General features: G+C 70.3%; 17 protein-coding genes. 6 read left to right on the top strand and 11 right to left on the bottom strand.

The features are described 5' to 3' along the window. Positions 1-46 precede the first annotated feature (46 nt). Positions 47-832 (bottom strand): lytic polysaccharide monooxygenase auxiliary activity family 9 protein, encoded by a 786-nt coding sequence (locus AB0I32_RS16700; RefSeq protein WP_357507908.1) that lies wholly within the window; start codon positions 830-832, stop codon positions 47-49. A gap of 282 nt (positions 833-1114) precedes the next feature. On the opposite strand from AB0I32_RS16700, the gene AB0I32_RS16695 reads away from it, so the two are divergent. Next, entirely contained in the window at positions 1115-1507 is a 393-nt protein-coding gene (locus tag AB0I32_RS16695; RefSeq protein ID WP_357507906.1) for a GNAT family N-acetyltransferase, read from the top strand. A 62-nt stretch (positions 1508-1569) separates the two neighbouring features. Further along, complete coding sequence (locus tag AB0I32_RS16690; protein WP_357507904.1) at positions 1570-1911, top strand: nuclear transport factor 2 family protein; 342 nt, start codon at positions 1570-1572, stop codon at positions 1909-1911. A gap of 30 nt (positions 1912-1941) precedes the next feature. On the opposite strand, the gene AB0I32_RS16685 is transcribed toward AB0I32_RS16690, so the two are convergent. The 4 genes from AB0I32_RS16685 to erm all read right to left on the bottom strand — a co-directional run bounded on the left by AB0I32_RS16685 (position 1942) and on the right by erm (position 4699). Continuing rightward, on the bottom strand, positions 1942-2616 hold the full coding sequence (locus tag AB0I32_RS16685; RefSeq protein WP_357507902.1) for a hypothetical protein: 675 nt from the start codon (positions 2614-2616) through the stop codon (positions 1942-1944). A gap of 98 nt (positions 2617-2714) precedes the next feature. Next, positions 2715-3110: a DUF4345 domain-containing protein gene (locus AB0I32_RS16680; RefSeq protein WP_357507900.1), complete on the bottom strand. Its 396-nt coding sequence runs from the start codon at positions 3108-3110 to the stop codon at positions 2715-2717. 39 nt (positions 3111-3149) lie between these two features. After that, complete coding sequence (locus AB0I32_RS16675; protein WP_357507898.1) at positions 3150-3752, bottom strand: hypothetical protein; 603 nt, start codon at positions 3750-3752, stop codon at positions 3150-3152. 71 nt (positions 3753-3823) lie between these two features. Then, positions 3824-4699 carry a 23S ribosomal RNA methyltransferase Erm gene (erm, locus tag AB0I32_RS16670; protein WP_357507896.1) on the bottom strand — a complete coding sequence of 292 codons (876 nt, stop codon included), beginning with the start codon at positions 4697-4699 and terminating at the stop codon, positions 3824-3826. 423 nt (positions 4700-5122) lie between these two features. On the opposite strand from erm, the gene AB0I32_RS16665 reads away from it, so the two are divergent. Further along, on the top strand, positions 5123-8503 hold the full coding sequence (locus AB0I32_RS16665; RefSeq protein WP_357507893.1) for a family 43 glycosylhydrolase: 3381 nt from the start codon (positions 5123-5125) through the stop codon (positions 8501-8503). A 54-nt stretch (positions 8504-8557) separates the two neighbouring features. Here AB0I32_RS16665 and AB0I32_RS16660 read toward each other — a convergent pair whose 3' ends face one another. The 6 genes from AB0I32_RS16660 to AB0I32_RS16635 all read right to left on the bottom strand — a co-directional run bounded on the left by AB0I32_RS16660 (position 8558) and on the right by AB0I32_RS16635 (position 15177). Continuing rightward, positions 8558-9226, bottom strand: coding sequence for a response regulator transcription factor (locus AB0I32_RS16660; RefSeq protein WP_357507891.1), 669 nt, complete (start codon positions 9224-9226; stop codon positions 8558-8560). Continuing rightward, entirely contained in the window at positions 9223-10395 is a 1173-nt protein-coding gene (locus AB0I32_RS16655) for a histidine kinase (protein WP_357507889.1), read from the bottom strand. The genes AB0I32_RS16660 and AB0I32_RS16655 overlap by 4 nt, the downstream gene beginning before the upstream one ends. Positions 10396-10404: 9 nt before the next feature. Next, a complete protein-coding gene (locus AB0I32_RS16650; protein WP_357507887.1) occupies positions 10405-11484 on the bottom strand; it encodes a DUF418 domain-containing protein in 1080 nt (359 codons plus the stop codon). A gap of 161 nt (positions 11485-11645) precedes the next feature. Further along, positions 11646-13928, bottom strand: coding sequence for an FtsX-like permease family protein (locus tag AB0I32_RS16645; RefSeq protein WP_357507885.1), 2283 nt, complete (start codon positions 13926-13928; stop codon positions 11646-11648). After that, positions 13925-14608 (bottom strand): ABC transporter ATP-binding protein, encoded by a 684-nt coding sequence (locus AB0I32_RS16640; protein WP_357507883.1) that lies wholly within the window; start codon positions 14606-14608, stop codon positions 13925-13927. The genes AB0I32_RS16645 and AB0I32_RS16640 overlap by 4 nt, the downstream gene beginning before the upstream one ends. A gap of 47 nt (positions 14609-14655) precedes the next feature. Next, positions 14656-15177: a PadR family transcriptional regulator gene (locus AB0I32_RS16635; protein WP_357447535.1), complete on the bottom strand. Its 522-nt coding sequence runs from the start codon at positions 15175-15177 to the stop codon at positions 14656-14658. Between the two features lie 191 nt (positions 15178-15368). Between AB0I32_RS16635 and AB0I32_RS16630 the strand changes: the two genes are divergently transcribed. From AB0I32_RS16630 to AB0I32_RS16620, 3 genes are all read left to right on the top strand, one after another. Then, positions 15369-16961, top strand: coding sequence for a peptide chain release factor 3 (locus AB0I32_RS16630; protein WP_357507881.1), 1593 nt, complete (start codon positions 15369-15371; stop codon positions 16959-16961). A gap of 297 nt (positions 16962-17258) precedes the next feature. Beyond that, complete coding sequence (locus tag AB0I32_RS16625) at positions 17259-18536, top strand: hypothetical protein (RefSeq protein ID WP_357507879.1); 1278 nt, start codon at positions 17259-17261, stop codon at positions 18534-18536. Between the two features lie 128 nt (positions 18537-18664). Beyond that, positions 18665-19075: a hypothetical protein gene (locus tag AB0I32_RS16620; protein ID WP_357507877.1), complete on the top strand. Its 411-nt coding sequence runs from the start codon at positions 18665-18667 to the stop codon at positions 19073-19075. Positions 19076-19100: the final 25 nt, after the last annotated feature.

Raw genomic sequence — 19100 nt, 5'->3', positions numbered from 1 at the left:
CCGACTGTCGACACGAGAGGTGCTGTCGTCTCCTGCTCCGCCGCGGTCAGGCGGCGAACTGACCGAGGCGGCAGCCGGCGGCCGCCGTCGTCGCGACCTTTGTCGTGACGACCGGCTCGGGCCCGGCCTCAGCCGCGCCTGCGGTCGCACCGCCGCCGATGTTGATGTCCGAGCACAGGTAGTACGGCTGGTCGAGGTGGGAGGCCTGCCAGATCGTGTACAGGACGGCCCGGCCGCTGCGGCCGGACAGGTTGACGTCGGTCTCGTACGTGCCCTGCGACGGGTACCTGCCGGTCTGCTTGACCAGCTGGACGTCGTCCCAGCCGAGCGCCTCCGTCGTCGGGTCGAAACCGGGCTCCGAGACGTAGATGCGCAGGTAGTCGGCACCGTGCCGGGCCTGGTCGGTCAGGGTGAGGTGGAACTGCTGCGGGACGTCCTTGGCGACCCACTCGCCGGGGGTGTCCATGTAGTCGTATCGCGGCGACTGGGTGCGGCCACCCGAGCAGAGCTGCCCGTTCGGGATGACCGCCTCGTGGTTGCCGCCCACGTTCTCCCGGTAGAGGCCGTTCCAGTTCCACATGGCGTTGGGGTCGTGCCGCCAGGCACCCCAGCACATCGGGTCGATGTTGGCCATCTCGGGGTTCAGGTGGTCGCTGCCCCAGCGCTGGAGACACCCGTAGTTCCGGGTGGGCGGGTCGGTCACCGAACCGTGTGCGGCCGCCGGCGCCGCTGTGATGGTGTCCGCGGTGACCGCGGCCACCATGGCGAACGGGGCGACCAGCGCCGCGGTGATGGCGAGCGTGATACTGCGCTTGTGCGCACGGATGGACATGGTTCCTCCAGGTGCTCGGGCGGGTGCGCCTGGCGGAGCCCGCCACGGCGCGGTGCAGGACCACTGTGCGGAGGCCGGGCGGGTTAAAACCACCCGCTGAAACGTTTAGAGTTTCGCCCACGACCAGGAAGGAACGGCGTGTTGAACCAGCCCCAGATCCAGCCCCTGATCCAGCCTCGGATCCGCGAGGCGTCCGCCGCCGACGACGCCGTCGTGCTCCAGCTCATGACGGAGTACATGGCGTAGGCGCTCGCCACGTTCGAGGAGACCTACGGCTTCGCGATGGGCGGCGACGCGCGGCACACGCCCGCGGCGCTCGACCGGTTCCGCAGGCCGTCCGGCGTGATCGCGCTCGCGCACGTCGGCGGCGTACCGGCGGGCGTCGCGGCCCTGCGGGTACAGGGCGACGGCGCCGTCGAGATCAAGCGGATGTTCGTACGCCCTGAGTACCGCGGAGCCCATGTGGGCTCGGCGATGCTGGACTGGCTCCTGGAGCTCTCCCGCGGCGAGCTGCGGGCGCCGACGGTCCGGCTGGACAGCAACCGGTTCATGCACGGGGCCCACCGGCTCTACGAGTCGCGCGGGTTCGTGGAGCGTTCGCCCTACGAGGGTTCCGAGATCCCTGCCGAGCTGCAGCATCTCTGGCGGTTCTACGAGCTGACCATGGATCACTGAGCCCTGGCTGACGGGCAGAACTGTGCCTAAGGTCGAGGCGACCGAGTACCTTGGAGGTTTGCATGGCTGTCAACGACACGCCCGCCGTCATCCCGCCCGTGATCCAGGAGTTCGTCGACGCCACGAACGCGGCCGACACCGAACGGTTCGTCGCCACCTTCACGGACGACGCCTACCTGAACGACTGGGGGCGTGAGTTTCACGGCCCTGACGGTGTCCGGAGCTGGAACGAGACCGACAACATCGGGATGCAGAGCCAGTTCGAGCTGATCTCGGTGCAGCCCGGGTCGGCGCACGGCGAGTACACGGCGAACATCATGGTGACGAGCAACCGGTTCAACGGGACCGGGCCGTTCAAGTTCGAGCTGCGCGACGGGAAGATCGCGAGCCTGGTGCTCAGCTGACGCCGGTCTCGGCATATCCCGCGAAGTGCCTCAGCGGTGCGTCTCGCAGATCTGGATGTGCAGTACGGCATTCGGGCTGCGGTCATGCTGCTTGAATCCCTGGGCACCGAGGTTGATCTCAGCGCAGAAGTGGCCTTGTGGTCGCTCGGCGAGGAACGAGGGGCTGTCTTCGACGAGAGACCGCAGCTGGGATGCTTGCAGCGCGAATGCGTCGCGACTCCCGGTGATGAAAAGGGTGTCCGTCGCAACCGTCCAGTGCAGGCGGTCCAGGTGCTCGCGGTAGTGCACGGCGGCGTGATCGTCATCCGTAGCGGCCCGAAGCGAACCCTCTGGAAGCTCGACCGTATGTGGCGACCCTCCCGTACTCGTGCGGGCGCGGAGGGTTTTCCAGCTGGCGGGCCGGAAGCCCAGGCTGTGGTGAAGCAGGACGAGGTCGAGCGGCCTGGTGTCGCCGTCGCCGTCGATGTGACCCGAGCTCCGAAGCGGTAGGTGGATCAGGGAGCGTGGAGAACGTGCCGCCAACCACCACGCGGCGGCAAGGTCGCGGGCGAAGTTCTTGTGGACGCTCAGGTGTGCACCGTGCCAGTCCTCGTGGAGTGACGCGTCAGTGACTGGTCGGGCAGGGCGCACCACACGGAAGGGCCGTCCGTCGACGGTCGCCTTCGCGACAGTGGTGCGCCATGTGTGGTCGGTGAACGTGCTCATGGCACGACGGGCGACAGGTGCATGGGCGGAGGATTGCATGCCGTCGGTTCGAGCGACGACGACTTTTCAAGCTCGGCGCGGGCAACCACGTAGCCGCGTCAGGCGTTCGTGCCCGACGGCGGGAACGTCCGCACGTGCCACCAGATCACCAGCGGCACGACGAACAGCTCCAGGACGAGCGCCCCGATGAACGCCGGGTGCGGCCAGCCTGTCACCGCTATGGAGATGAGCCGCGGGATGGCCCCGAGCGATGCGATCGCGAGGATCACGCGCGTCACGGCAGCGCGCTCCTGAGGCCGGCGCAGGCTCCACCAGATGAGCAGCCCCGCGGCGAGCCAGAAGACGTTGGTGAACCGGTACTCGCCGTCGACGGTGGCGTTCACCGCCTCGCCGTCGGGCAGTGCCGCAGGCCCGCCCACGATCCCGAGCAGCCCGCTGAGCACGGGAACGACGCCGAGCACGGCGATGACCACTATCAATGTCCGACGTCCCATATGGGCAGTCTGGCACGTACGTCCGGCCCGTCGCCGGGCTCACCACATGGCTACCTCGGCCCCGAGCTCCAGCCCGTCGTCGGTGGTGCGCGCCGACGAGATCTCCACCTGCTGCATGTCCGCACCCTCCGGGAACGCCACGCCCTCGACCAGCCGGTCCAGCTGGTCGTTGCCGAGCTGCTCCGCGAGCGTGGCCACCGGCATGCTGAGCCCGGCGAGCCGGACCGTGTCCGCGCGAAGGACGGCCTGGCCGCCCTCTGCGACCACGGAGAGGAGCACGTCGACCGTCTGCTCACTGCCCGCGATGGAGAGCGGTAGCCGTGCGACGAGGTCCCCGGCCTCCGACGTGACCTGGAGGTCCGGCAGGTCGGTGGCGGTGCGCGCCGTGTCGGTGAGGGCCTCGGGGGAGACCCGCACCGACACGGTGGCCTGACCGGTCGCGACCTGCCAGAGCGCGGGGGTGTCGTCCCGCGCGACGGTGACGCCCGTAGGGAGGTCCGCCTGGGCGCTCGCGATCCGGTCGTCGATGATGCCGCGCAGGACGAGCTCGCCGACCACCCCGAGCAACGCCAGCCCGCCGACCACCGAGATGACAGCGATGATCCAGCGATGGCGAGGGCGGTACGAGGAGGTCCGTGTCATGGGGACCATTCGACCGTACCGACATGACGATCCGCTGGGCATGGTGTGATGGATCGGCGCTGGCCAGCGGCCTATCGCCTGCTCATGCGGTACGCCACCGCCCACGCACGGGCGTCCAGCTCACGGGGGAGCGCGTTCGGGCCGACGCCGTGCTCGCGCGCCCACCGCCGGACGTCGTCCCGGGCGATGCCCTGCCGCGCGAGGATCTCGTGCAGCCCGCGGCCACGTCCGTTGAACACCGCCGCGGCGAATCGCTGGTAGCCGCGCTGCTCGCGCACGGGCAGCAGCGGCTCCGCACGACGGTCGATCACGAGCAGCCCGGCGTCCACGCTCGGCCGTGGCCGGAACGCCCCGGCGGGGATGCGGCGGTCCAGGCGGGGCGAGAGCCAGGGCCACCACTGGGCGGTCAGGAGCGTGGTGCCGCCGACGGCGGCGCGCTTGCGCGCGACCTCCCACTGCGTGATCAGCACGGCGCGCTGCCAGCCGGGCAGCGTGAACAGGCGCCGCAGCACCGGTGTGGTCAGGTGGAACGGCACGTTGCACACGAGGTCGTAGGGGCCCGACGGCGGTGCGTGGCGCAGGATGTCGTCCCGCGTCACCGTGACGTTCCCGGGGGCCACCCGGCTGAGCCGCCCGGTCGAGCGCGGTTCGATCTCTACCGCCTCCAGCGGGCGGCCCAGGCGCGCCAGCGGCAGGGTGAGCGCCCCGCGTCCTGCCGCCCACTCGACCACCGGCCGGTCGGCGTCGGGGACGAGGTCGACGACGCGGCGGATGACCTGCGTGTCGACCAGGAGGTTCTGTCCCAGCTCGTGGGCACCGCCCGGCAGGTCGTGGAGAGCCTCGGTGGTGCCTGCGCCATCGGCTGGGGCGGCCCGGAACGAGGCGGCCCGGGAAGGGCTGCGGTCGGAGTTTCGTGCAGAGGTACGTGAGGAACGGTTGCGCGACATGGTGTGCTCCGGAAGTCGTCGGTACTCGAGTTCCGGGCAGCACGAACGCGCCGCCCGGCGGGAGCCGGCGGCGCGGGGCACGCGCTGGGTGTGAGAGTGCGTTCCGCGCCGCTAGCGGGCGGAACGCTCTCTGATCATCGTGTTCATCGTCATGGCGTTCATCGAGAGCGACCCTACGAGCCGCACTCCGGAGCGGGCCAAGGTTTTTCCGGAGGCTTGACACGGCGCACCCGCGATGGTCGTATGGCGCACTGTTAACGTTCACATTTCTGTGAGGTCACCGTGCAAAGAAGCACCAGTCGTTCCCTTCTGCCCCCACGCCCCGTTGCAGTCGGCGCCGTCGCGGCACTGCTCGGAGGCCTGCTCCCGTTCCTGCCGGCGAGCGCCGCAGAGCCCGCCACGGCCACCACGACCACGTCGTCCGTGACCGCTGCCGACGCGGCCGCCCAGGCCGACGCCGACGCCGCGGCCGCCGCGCTGAGCATCGTCCACGCCGACGACGTACGCGGGCACCTCACGCTGCCGTCGTCCGGCCTGCACGACGCGACAATCACCTGGTCGTCGTCCGACCCGGCCGTCGTCGCCACCGACGGCCTGGTCGACCGACCCGCGCACGGCACGGGGGACACCACGGTGACCCTGACCGCGACCGCCGCCGTCGGCGACGCAACAGCCACGCGCGCGATCCCCCTCACGGTGCGGGAGCAGCCGGCCGCCGCGCCGTACGAGGGCTACGCCTTCAGCTACTTCACCGGCAACTCGATAGCCGGCGAGAAGATCTACTTCGCCGCGAGCCGCGGGAACAACGCCCTGAAGTGGGACGAGCTCAACGATGGACAACCCACGCTCGAGTCCACCATGGGCGAGATGGGCCTGCGCGACCCGTTCCTGATCCGTTCTCCCGAGGGTGACCGTTTCTTCCTGATCGCCACGGACCTCTCGATCGGCCGCAACGGCGACTGGGACCGCTCGCAGCGACAGGGCAGCAAGTACCTTGAGGTCTGGGAGTCGACCGACCTGATCAACTGGTCGGCGCAGCGGCACATCAAGGTCTCGCCCGACACCGCGGGCAACACCTGGGCGCCGGAGGCGTACTGGGACGAGTCCCTCCAGCAGTACGTCGTGTTCTGGGCCTCGAAGCTGTACGCCGAGGACGACCCGAACCACACCGGGAACGCGTACAACCGCATGCTCTACGCGACCACGCGTGACTTCGTGACGTTCAGCGAGGCCAAGATCTGGCAGGACCGCGGCGAGTCCCGGATCGACTCCACGGTCATCAAGGAGAACGACACCTACTACCGCTTCACCAAGGACGAGGGCGGCGGCGGCACCGGCTGCTCGGACATCATCCAGGAGAAGTCCCCGACGCTGACCGCCGTGGACCTGCCGGGCGACCCGTCCTGGGAGTTCATGGACGCCTGCATCGGCCGTGACGCCGGCACGTCCGCCGTCGAAGGACCTACCGTCTTCGAGGCCAACCCGGGCGATACGTCGGGCTCGCCGTACTACCTGTTCGTCGACGAGTACGGCGGCCGCGGCTACATCCCCCTCGGTACCGACGACCTGGAGAACCCGGACTGGCAGGTGGCCGCTAACTACGACCTGCCCGCCAGCCCGCGCCACGGCACGGTCATCCCGGTCACGGCGGCCGAGCTCGCCGCGCTGCGCGAGGGCATGGTGATCCCGGAGGAGCCGACGCCCGTCGTCGCCGACGAGAACGGCCTGGTCGCACAGTACGAGCTCGACGAGACGTCGGGCGCCGTCGCGACCGACAGCACCGGCCACGGGTACGACGGCGCGATCAGCGGCGACGCGACCTTCGCCGACGGCGCGCTGAACCTCGGCGGTAACAACGGTCACGTGAAGCTGCCGAACAACATGATGGCGGGCCTCGACGCGATCACCGTCTCCACCAAGGTCTGGCTGGACCCTGCCCAGGCGACGCCGTACTTCATCTGGGGCCTCGGGAACACCGACGGTGGGGGCACCGGCAACGGCTACCTCTTCACCACCGGCAACAACTACCGGACCTCCATCGCGTCCGGGAACTGGAGCACCGAGCAGACGGTGGCGGGCGGGCCCGCCCTGCCGCGCGGTGCCTGGAAGACACTCACGTACACGCTCCAGGACGGCACCGCCGTGCTCTACCTCGACGGCGTCAAGGTCGGCGAGCGGACCGGCGTCACGATCCAGCCCGGCGACATCGGCGACGGCCGGACCACCGCCAACTACATCGGCCGCTCCAACTACACCTCCGACAAGTACCTCAAGGGCAAGGTGCGCGACTTCCGCATCTACAACCGGGCACTGACGGCGGACGAGGTCCAGGAGCTCGGGGCGGACCCGACGGCCATCACCGGCGTCGAGCTCGACAGCCTCAAGATCCCGGCAGTGATCGACGCGGCATCCTCGACGGTGACCCTGCCGGTCACCCCGGGTACCGACCGGACGGCGCTGGAGCCGGCCTTCGAGACCGTCTCGACGTCGACGGTCTCGCCCGACGTCACCGGTCCCGTGGACCTCACGACGGCGAAGACGTTCACGGTGACCGCGCAGGACGGCGCCACCCGTGACTGGACCGTGCGTGCCGTCGAGATGCGGTCGCCGGTGCTGCCGGGCCTGTACGCCGACCCGAACATCGCGCGGTTCGGTGACCACTACTACCTCTACGCGACCACCGACGGCGTCGCGGGCTGGGGCGGCAAGGAGTTCTACGTCTGGAAGTCGAAGGACCTGGCCGACTGGGAGCGCTCGGATGAGCCGTTCCTGACCCTGGACGGCGCGAACGGCAACGTGCCGTGGGCGAGCGGTAACGCCTGGGCGCCGACGATCATCGAACGGGACGGGAAGTACTACTTCTACTTCTCGGGCCACAACCCGACGTACAACCGCAAGACGCTCGGCGTCGCCGTGGCCGACAGCCCCGAGGGCCCGTTCACCGCGCAGCGAGAAGCGATGGTCCTGAACAACGAGGCGATCACGTCGGGCCAGGCGATCGACCCGTCGGCGTTCCAGGACCCCGAGACGGGCAAGTACTACCTGTTCTGGGGCAACGGCGGGCCGTCCAACGGGCCGGTCTACGCCGAGCTGAGCGACGACATGCTGTCGATCAAGCAGGACACGCTGGGGCGGATCGCCGGCCTCAATGACTTCCGCGAGGGCACGTTCCTCAACTACCGCGACGGCCTCTACCACCTGACCTACTCGATCGACGACACCGGGTCGGCCGACTACCGGGTCGGCTACGCCACGGCCACGAGCGTCGACGGGCCGTGGACCTACCGCGGCGTCATCCTCGAGAAGGACCAGAGCCAGGGCATCCTCGGGACCGGGCACAGCTCGATCGTGCAGGTGCCGGGAACCGACGAGTGGTACATCGCCTACCACCGGTTCGGCATGCCGGGCGGTGACGGGACGCACCGGGAGACCACCATCGACCGGCTGACGTTCAACGACGACGGCCTCATCGAAAACGTGGTGCCGACGCTCACGAGCGTCGACCCGCTGCCCTACGACGGCGTCCAGGCGACGGCGCTGCGCCCGCCGAAGGTCCAGGGCAAGGCGGTCGTCGGCGGGACCCTCACCGGGACGCCCGGCACCTGGGACAAGCGGGGCATCACGTTCACGTACCAGTGGCTCCGGGACGGCGAGCCGGTCGCCGACGCGACCCGCAAGACGCTGCGGCTGACGCCCGCCGACATCGGGCACCGCATGTCGGTGCGGGTGACGGCGTCGCGGCCGGGGGCGTTCCCGGGCGAGGCGGTCTCCGCGCAGACGGCCAAGGTCCAGGCCAGGAGCTAGCCGAGGCCCGCGGCCCTGACTCGACGCACCTGTCGAGTCAGGGCCGTAGGCGCTTCAGCGACCCGCCACGCCGTTCTCCCAGGCCCAGGCCGCGATCTCCACGCGGTTGCGCAGCCCGAGCTTGGCCTGGACCGCGGCGACGTGACCCTTGACGGTGCTGAGCGAGATGAACATCTCCGCGCCGATCTCCAGGTTGGTGCGCCCGAGCGCTATCGCACGGGCCACCTCGGTCTCCCGTTCGGAGAGCGGCCGGACGGCGGAGGCGCCGCCCGGCCCGCTCCTCGGCCGGGACGAGCCGGTCAGGTGCCGCCGCAGCAGCCGTACCGTGACCGACGGCGAGACCAGCGCGTCGCCCGCGTGCGCGGCCCGGACCGCCTCGACGAGCAGCGCCGGGCCGGCGTCCTTCAGGATGAAGCCGACGGCGCCGCCGCGGAGCGCCCCGTAGACGTACTCGTCGACGTCGAACGTCGTGACGACGACGACCCGGAGCGGGTCGGCGACGTCCGGCCCGGCGAGCGTGCGGGTCACCTCCATGCCGTCCATGCGGGGCATGCGGATGTCGACGAGGCAGACGTCCGGCCGCAGACGACGGGCCAGGGCGACCGCCTCGACGCCGTCGGACGCCTCCGCGACGACCTCGATGTCCGGCTGGTCCTCCAGGATGGTCCGCAGGCCGCCGCGGACCATGGGCTGGTCGTCGGCGAGGAGCACGCTGATGGTCATCGGAGCTCCTCCGCGGCCAGGGGCAGCGTGGCGACGACGGACCAGCCGGCGCCCGGCCGCGGGCCGGCCCGCAGGGTGCCGCCGAGGGACACCACGCGTTCCTGCATGCCGACCAGGCCGTAGCCGCTCCCGGTGTCGAGGGCGCGGGCAGCACGGACGCCGGCGTGCGGGGCATCGTCGGACACCTCGACGGTCAGGCCGTCCGGGACGTGGCGCACGTCCACGGTCACCGTCCGGGCCTGTGGCGCGTGCCGCGTGATGTTCGTCAGCGACTCCTGGACCACCCGGTAGACGGCGGTGGTCACCTCCGTGGGCCAGGCGGCCGCGTCGTCGGACAGATGGAGGCGCACGTCCGGGCCGCGGTCCCCGAACCGGTGGACGAGGGCGCTGAGCGACTCGGGGCCGGGGGCGACGGGAGACGCGTCGTCGGCGTCGCGCAGCAGGCCGACGACGCGGCGGAGCGACGTGAGCGCCTCCGAGCCGGCCACCTCGATGCCCGCCAGCGACTCCGCGATGCGCGCCGCCTCGCCCGGGCCTCTGGCGGCCACGATCTGTGCGGCCTGCGCCTGGACCACCATGCCGGTGATGTGGTGCGCGACGACGTCGTGCAGCTCGCGCGCCACCGCGAGGCGCTCGTCGCGGCGTACGCGCTCTACCGCTGCCTCGCGCCGCGCCACGAGGAGGCGGCCGCCCAGGCCTGCGGCGACGGCGGTGAGCCAGGAGACACCGCAGACCGCCGATACCGGTGAGGGGGCCAGCAGGAAGGGAACAGCCGCGAGCCACGACCCGGCGACCACGGCGAGCCCGCCGCCCGCTACCGCCGTGGCCTCGGCCGTGGGGAGCCGTCGCACCCCTGACGCGACGAGTACGGCCAGGGCCAGTGCCGTGGCGGGCGCGGGCTCTTCGGGCAGTCCGACGATCCGGGCCACGACGATCGCCGTTCCTGTCACCGCCAGGGCGGCGATCGCCAGGACGAACCGGTTGCGGCGGCGCAGCAGCGCAAGCCCGCTGACGACGGCGCCCACGGCTATACCGAACGCCCAGTAGTACCCGCCCCAGCTCGTCGCCAACGCGACGGCCGTCGCGACGAGCACGGCGGCGAGCACTACCGCGAGAGCGACGTCGCCGAAGGCTCTCCCCGGTCGCGCCCAGCGGGGGGTCGTGTTCACGCGCTCAGGCTACGAGGAGCGGCGCGCGACGGCCGCCGGGACGGGCGCCTCGCGCAGCGGGGGACGGACCAGCCACGTCGCCCAGCGCCAGGCCCACTCGACCGGTCCGTGGCGGAAGCGGCGGAACCACAGCACGGCGAACACCCACTCGACCGCGAGGAGCGACCCCGCGATGACGAGCACCTCGTTCGACGACCAGTTCTCGGAGAGACCCACCACGTAGGCGAGGGCGAGCACGATGGCGCTGGTGCCGAGGTAGAGGGTCAGCGCCATGCGGCCCAGCGGGGCGAACACGGCCTGGAGCGCCGGCCTCAGGGGCGTTCGCAGCAGCACCAGCAGCAGACAGACGTAGACGCCTGCGATGAGCAGGCCGGCCAGCGGGTAGGCGATCTGGTACTCGACGGCGTCGATGTCGCCGACGGCCTCGAACCGGGCCTGGACCCAGGCGACGGGTACGGCGCAGACCGCGAGGACGAGCCCGAGCACCGCCGGGACACGGGTCGATCCCTCGAACCGGCGGACGACGCCGTACCGGGTGAGGGCCGAGCCCAGCAGGAAGAGCCCGGGGACCAGCATGAACCGGCCACCGGTGTCCAGGAGCGCACCCACCAGGAACACTCCGGCGAGGGCGAGCGTCGCCCAGCGAGGCAGCCAGGTGGCCGGCAGCAGCACGACGAGCCCGACGATGCCGTAGACGGCGAGGATGTCGCCGGGCCAGAGCAGCAGGTGGTGGGCGACCCCGATCGCGAGGAGAACCACGAGGCGGCGCGCCAGGACCACGCGAGGCCGGGGTGCACGGGCTGCCGCGGACTCCAGGATCAGCGAGAAGCCGATGCCGAAGAGGAACGAGAAGATCGGGAAGAACCGGTGGTCCACGAGCAGATGGAGCAGGTCGGTTCCGCCGGCGACCGGGCCGATGACGCCGACCGGGCCGTCCGAGATCGCGGTGCTGGCGATCGGGACGATGTTGGCCAGCGTGATACCGCACAGCGCGAAGCCGCGGATGACGTCGAGAGAGACGACGCGGGGCCGTGAGGGTTCTCGCGGGGTGATGGTGACGAGGGTGGGTTCCACGGAGGATCGGGGCATGCGCCAATCGTCGTGACCCCGGGTACGGCCGCGGTACCGGCCAAAAGTACTCTTCCCACACCCTTCGCCGGTCGGGCTTCCCCCCGTTGGTCGAGCTTGTCGGGACCCCACCAGGCCTCGACAGGCTCGACCAACGGTTGGCCGGGCGGGCGGGCGGGGGGCTACTCGCTGCGGAGGGCCTCCGGGCGGGTCAGGCGCCACAGCAGCGGCAGGCCGGCGGCAGTGGTCAGGAGCACCACGAGCGCGGCCGCCCCGGACGTCACTCCAACACCCACCCAGTCGAACGTGAGCGGGGCGTCGACCGCGGTCTGCAGTGCCAGGGCCAGGCCCGATCCGGTCGCGACGGCCAGGGTCAGCCCGAGCAGCACGGGGATGGCCACCTGGAAGAGCACGGAACCGCCGAGGGTCCGACGGCGCGTGCCGAACGCGACGAGCACCGCGAGCAGCCGGTGCCGTTCCCGGAGCTGTTCGACGACGTTGACCAGCATGCTCGCCCCGATCAGTGCGAGCAGCGCCACCGTCCCGACCAGCAGGGACTGCCGCACGCCGCCCAGGACGGACGCGATGCGCTCCTGCTCGATGGGCGAGGCGTACGCGGCCGGGTCCACCTGCGCTGCTGCCGTGCGCATGTGGTCCAGGGCGTCCGGTACGGCGGGATCGAGCGCGACGTACGCGGTCACCGACTCCGGGTCGAGCCGGATCCCCTCCAGGGCTCCTTGCGTCACCAGGATCCGCGCGGGCATCCCGCCCATCGCGTTGACCCCGCCGCTCGGCGGGTCCACCACCTCCGCCGACGCCGGGAGCGTCCACCGCCCGCCGTCGCTCCCCGCCGGGCCGAGCAGGTAGGTGCTGCCGGGCGCAGGTGCGGTCGCACCCTCCGGCACGACGACGAACACGTCGCCGTCGGCGCACGAACCGAGCCGGGCCTCCTGGGCCAGCACCTCGCACGTGCCGGACTCGACGAGCATCTCGTCGTCGCCGACGGGTTCGGTCCGTGCCCACGTCGAGGTCAGCTCCCCGACCGCCGTCACGCCCTCGGCCCGGGCCAGCTCAGCCGCCCACGTCCCGGCGGAACGTCCGTCCGGTTCGATGTCCAGCACCGCTGCCTGGAACGTGCTCGTGTCGGCCTGCGACCCGGCGCTGAGCGCCCCGATCGCCCCGACCAGCCCCTGGATCGCGATCAGCCCGGCGACGGAGACGGCGATCCCTGAGACCGCACGCACCGCCGTCCCGCTGTCCAGCTGCAGGCGCCGCACCGCGAGCTCCCACGCGACGCTGCCCCCGCTCAGCCGGTGCACCGTCGCCTCCACCAGCCAGGGCAGCAGCAACGCGACGCCCGCCAGGACGAGGACCAGCCCGGCCACGACCATCACCTGGCTGCCCAGGGAGCCGTCGAGCCCGCCAAGCAACGGCGTCAGCAGCGCCACGCCCGCTACAGGGAAGGTCAGCCGCCACCAGAACCGCCGTCGGCGCCCGCCGCTGCGCCGGACCACACCCAGCGGCTCGACCAGCACCTGCTTCAGCGCGGAGAGCGTGACCAGCACCGTCGTCACCGGGACGAGCACCACCGTCAGGGCCGCGAGCACCGGGACGGGACGCAGGTCCTCCGGGTAGAAGCTCATGCTCGCGGGCACGGCGTAGCCCGCCAGCTGGCCGATCGCGAGGAACAACAGGGTGCCGACGACCAGCCCGCCCGCGGCGCCCGCGAGGGTCTCGCCGGCGGCGATCCGGCGGGTCATGCCGACGTCGGCCCCGACGAGCCGCACCGCCGCGAGCCGGCGGTCCCGGCTCTCGCTGCCGAACCGCACCGCCGTGCTGACGAAGATGGCGACCGGGAGCAGCAGCACGACCATGCCCACCAGGACGAGCAGCAGCAGCGTCGGGTCAAGGCCCTCGTCGAGCGACTCGGCCCCACCGAACGACTGGATGCGGGTGGCCGACGCGACGGTCAGCTGGTCGGTGCCCAGATAGAACCTGAGCTCCTCGGGGCCGGTCAGGCCATCGGAGCCGATGGTGCCGACCACCCGGTCGCCCCACCGGCCCCGCAGTGCCGCGCCGTCGGTGGAGGCGAGCAGGTCGGCGAGGGCGGGGGAGACCACGAGGTCGCCCGGCGCGAGCTGCTGGGTCACGCCCGGGGGGAGCGGGGCGCCGTCGTGCTCCGGCTGGACCATCAGCCCGACGACGGGGTCCTCGCGGTACGCCGACCGGACCTCCTGGACGAGGGCCGACGGCGAGCCGAGGCTCAGCTCCTGATCCGTGTTCACGGAACGGGCCCCGTCGCGCGTGTCGCGGGCGTCGAGCACCGTGGGGATGCTGGCCGCGATCAGCAGCATCGTCACCCCGAGCCCCACGCCGACGGCGATCAGGGCCAGCCGGACCCAGCCCGACCGCCCGCCGCCGACGCTGAGCCGGATGCCGAGGGCGAGGTCGCCGATCCGCCTCATCGGACGTACTCCCGTGCCCGCACCCGGCCGTCGCGGACGACGGCCTCGTGGTCGGAGTACGCGGCGACGCGCGGCTCGTGCGTGACCAGCACGACGGCGGCCCCGGTCTCCCGGGCGGCCGCGACGAAGAGCCGCATGACCCGCTCACCGTTCAGGGAGTCGAGGGCGCCCGTCGGCTCGTCGGCGAAGACGACCTTCGGCCTGGTCACGAGGGCGCGGGCGACCGCTACCCGCTGCCCCTGCCCGCCCGAGGCCTGCCCGGGACGCTTGTCCGCGACGTCCGACACCTCGAGCCGCTCCAGCCAGGCCTTCGCGCTGCTCAGAACCGCGCGCCGGGGTGCGCCACCCAGCCGCAGCGGCAGGGCCACGTTCTCCAGGCAGGTGAGCTCGGGGACGAGCTGGCCGAACTGGAGGACGAACCCGAACTCGCTGCGCCGCAGGGCGCTGCGCTCGTCGTCGTGCATGGCGGTCAGGTCGCGGCCGGCGTAGGTCACGCGGCCGGCGTCCGGGTGGAGGATGCCGGCCAGGCAGTGCAGCAGGGTGGACTTGCCGGACCCGGACGGGCCCATCAGCGCCAGCACCTCGCCGGCGTGCACCTCGACCGATGCGGCGTCCAGCGCGGTGGTGGAGCCGAAGCTGAGGTGCAGGTTCTCGGCGGTGAGCAGTGGTTCGGCGGGCATGGGGTCTCCAGGTGTGGGTCTCGACGGGCTCGACCTGCGGGGACGGTCTACGCGCGGACCTGGGCGGCGAGCTGCTGCAGGCGCGCGGCGGTGAGCTCGAGCCAGCGCAGGTCGGCTTCGAGGTGGAACAGCGCGTGGTCGCAGATGAGCTGGTCGGCCAGGTCGCCGCCGTCCCTGCGGCGCGTGAGCTCCCGCATGAGGCTCAGGTGCGCCGAACGCTGTGTGTCGAGCACGTCCTCGGCGTCGTGGCCCGTGAGCAGGGCGAGCACGACCTTCGTGTAGAGCGTGCTCTGCAGGTACGGCTCGGGCTTCTCCGGCTTGGCGAGCCAGGCGGCGACGTCGGACACACCGGCGTCCGTGATCGCGTACTTCTTGCGCTCGGGGCCCGCGCCGGGCTCGGACTCGACCTCGACGAGACCGTTCTTCAGCAGCCTGGCGAGCGTCGAGTAGACCTGGCCGTACGCGAGCTGCCGGTCGTGGCCGAAGCGTTCGTCGTAGGAGCGCTTGAGGTCGTACCCGTGGCGCGCCCCACCCTCGAGCAACCCGAGCAACGCATGTCCGATACTCATGCGGGAGACTATACACACGATGTATACACGCAAGGAAGTCTCCGGGGAGTGCTTGCTGTTTGTGCTCGTGAGGGGTTTGAGGCGCAAATATCCAGCACTCAACGGGGCGCCGGGTGCGGCAGGTAGAGTTGGGCGCTGTTCAGCATCAGACAGGTGTGGTTGTTGCAGCACGTACAGATCGGTGAGTCTCGGTGACCGTCCTTACTTCTGAAACCCGTCCGGTACAGGTCGAGGCGGCCCGACGGCGCAGCATCGCCGTGATCTCGCACCCCGACGCCGGTAAGTCGACACTGACCGAGGCGCTGGCGCTGCACGCGCACGCCATCGAGGAGGCCGGGGCGGTCCACGGCAAGGGCAACCGCGCCGGCGTCGTGTCGGACTGGCTCGAGATGGAGCAGAAGCGCGGCATCTCGATCACCTCCGCCGCGCTGCAGTTCGCGTACGGCGACGTCGTGATCAACCTGCTGGACACCCCCGGCCACGCCGACTTCTCCGAGGACACCTACCGCGTCCTGACCGCCGTCGACGCCGCCGTCATGCTGCTCGACTCGGCGAAGGGTCTGGAGCCGCAGACCCTCAAGCTGTTCGAGGTCTGCCGACGACGCGGCGTGCCGGTCATCACCTTCGTCAACAAGTGGGACCGCCCCGGCCGCGAGGCTCTCGAGCTGTGCGACGAGCTCGAGGAGCGCATCAACCTGCGCCCGACGCCGCTCACCTGGCCGATCGGCGAGGCCGGCCGGTTCCTCGGGCTGGTCGACCGCGCCAGCGGCGAGGTTCGCACCTACCGCCGCGCCCCGGGCGGCGCGTCGATCGCCGAGGAGAGCGTGCTCACCCCGCAGGCCGCTGCCGAGGCCCTGGGCGACGACCACACCGAGGCCGTCGAGAGCGTGCAGCTCCTGGAGCCCGTCGACCGCGAGTCCTTCCTCGCGGGCACGACGACGCCGATGCTGTTCGGTGCGGCGCTCGCCAACATCGGCGTCCGCCAGCTGCTCGACGCCGTCGTCGATCTCGCGCCCGCGCCGGGCGCCCGCCCCGACGTCGACGGCGGGGACCGCGCGGTCACCCAGCCGTTCAGCGGGTTCGTGTTCAAGATGCAGGCGGGCATGGACCCGAACCACCGGGACCACGTCGCGTTCATCCGCGTCTGCTCCGGCCGCTTCGAGCGCGGCATGGTCGTCACGCACGAGCGCACCGGCCGGCCGTTCGCCACCAAGTACGCCCTGTCGGTCTTCGGCCGTGAGCGGTCGACGGTCGAGGACGCCTACCCCGGCGACGTCGTGGGCCTGGTGAACGCCAGCACGCTCGCCGTCGGCGACACGGTGTTCGACTCCGCCGGGCCGAAGGTGCGCTTCCCGCCGATGCCGGTGTTCGCCCCAGAGCACTTCGCGGCCGCACGCGTGGCCGACCCGGGCCGCTCCAAGCAGTTCCGCAAGGGCATCTCCCAGCTGGAGCAGGAGGGCGTCGTCCAGGTCCTCGTCTCGGAGGCGCGCGGCGACGGCAACCCGATCCTGGCGGCTGTCGGCCCGCTGCAGTTCGAGGTGGCGACCTTCCGGATGGAGCACGAGTTCTCCGCGCCGATCCGCATGGAGACGCTGGGGCTCTCGCTCGCCCGCGAGGCCGCGCCGGAGCACATCGAGACCATCGCCGGCTACCCGGGTGTCGAGGTGGTGCGGCGTGGTGACGGGACGCCGCTGGTCCTGCTGCGCGACGTCTGGCACGCCCGCGCGTTCGAGCGCGCCCACCCCGACGTGCCGCTCATCCCGCTGGTCGCCAGCGGGGTCTGACTGCGCACACAAGTATTCAGACCTTACGGCAGCAGGAGCGGCCACGATCGAAGGCGTCTGGGTTGATCCTGGCTCGGGGCGATGGCTCGGGCCCCGGCCACAGCCACGGTCGGCGAACAGGTCGACCACGTCGCAGCCATAGTGTGTTCGCCGGTACATCTGATGAATTTCTCGTCAGGTTGACGATTTTCGTTGCGGCTCGCCTCTCGACAGTGAATGATCACGTCACGCCGGTGCTGGAGCCTGTCATGGGGCGCCCAGATCAGATCACACGGTCAAGATCATGAGAGGCGCGAAATGAAGCACAACATCTCGCGACGGGTGCCTTCATCCGTCGCAGCGATCGCACTAGGGCTGGGCGTCCTGGTTGTGTCGCCAGCGCAGGGCTTCAGAGGCGGCGAAGCGACAGCCGCCGAGGGGGTGTCGGCGATCCATGGAACTATCACCCGCGGGGGCAGTCCAGCCTCGGCGGACATCCTGGTTGTCGCGTGGCCCGATCAGGACCGATTCGACACTGTCGCGATAGGCGAGCAGGTGAGGACGGCATCTCTGGCTGCTGGGCGGACCGACTCGGTGGGTCAGTACACGATCTCGCTCGATCCCGCTGCCGTTCCTGCCGACTACATCAACGACGATGGCCAGGTCGACATCGAGCTTCGCATCGCAGACGCAGTGTCCGAAGCTTCGTATTTCATCTCGCTGATCACGGATGGATCAAGTTGGACCAACGCCAGCGACAGGCCGGCTTTCGGTACATCCGGCGGATGGATCGATGCGGTGGAGCCGTCCGTTTCGATCGACCTCGGAACCGGCCGGGTGAAGGATTCATCGATCGATTTCACCAGTATGGAAGGTGCGGACGGTGAGCAGCTCTCAAGCGGGGAAGCGGCAGCGTCACTTGCGATCGGTATTACCGACCGCTCCGAGACATTTAACCAAGACCTCGCTGCAAAGCGAGGATCAAGTACCTGGATTCCCATGCCATGCGGTGCGCAGCTGATCGACTACACGCGTGGCATCGCGGAGTATCCAACGAGGTTGCAGGGCACCCCTAATCTTAAGGCTATGGCGATCTCCGGGTATGGAACATCGCACACGATGGGGGTTGCGGCTGATATCAACGGTGTCTGGAAGCAGGATGGTACCCGGACCGTGAGCATGGATGATACGGCTACCCTGGGCCCGCGATCGGGAGCTTATTACGTAGGCAACAGGGTCAATTACAAGAACCTGCGCAATGACTGCACACCGACGCGTCGTTACTTTTCGATGCCGCACAACATATCGACCTTGCTGACGGTCGAAAAAACGGCGACCCGACACTCGTTCGCTCGATGTGATAACACGCCTAGTGGTTGGACATACACGAAGAGCAGGACGAAGTCGGTGACGATGTCGGCCGGACTGACCGTGAAGGGGATCTCGTTGACCGCTCAATCGGGTTGGAATGCCGATACCAAGCTGCAGTTTGGTGGGCCTCCTGGGTCTGTGTGGGAGTCAGGGCCGGCCAAGATTTGCTACAGCAACCTGGATGGCCCCACTGCGTCCGCCAGTATTGGGGCAAACTCTCGGTGAGGGCCCCTCGTTCTCTGGCGCTGGGTCTCCTGCTTGCGTTGATGTTCTCTGCCTGTTCGGTTGGGGCGAGTGGTGCCGAGGTAAAGCAGGCGGGTAGCTCGGGCGACAGCGGAGATCAGGCCGCGGCCATGGCCGATGTGGCGGAGCACTCGCCCTTGGCTGTCGGACTGATGTCGATCTGTGTCGATGGCGCGAACTCGGGAGAGGTCACCGCGGTCGAGCCGATCGGCACTGACGACATCGAGGTGACCGCGTTCACGGTGGTAGACGCACAGCGGGAAACTTTCGCGGCATCTCGCAAGTCACTCAGCGCGGAAGGGTTCGATACCACCGCGCATACCGTGGCCACTAGATGCGGGGCGGAGGGGGGCGACGGAATCTCGAGGTTGTTGGTCGAGATGGAGCGACTGACGCCCGAGAGCGCGACTACCGACGGGTTCAAGGTGCACTGGCGTGCGGACGGGAACGAAGGGACGTTCGACATTCTCTTCGAGAATTCGATCTGCGCGCCGGGTGACGTCGCTTGTAGCGACATCTGACGCGGTGCGAGCGGAGCGGACCGCG

It is taken from the genome of Promicromonospora sp. NPDC050249 (genome assembly GCF_040656015.1).
In the GTDB taxonomy this organism is placed as follows: Bacteria; Actinomycetota; Actinomycetes; order Actinomycetales; family Cellulomonadaceae; genus Promicromonospora.
The sequence above is the reverse complement of the archived record's forward strand: the minus strand, read 5'-3'. Positions and strand labels throughout refer to the sequence as shown.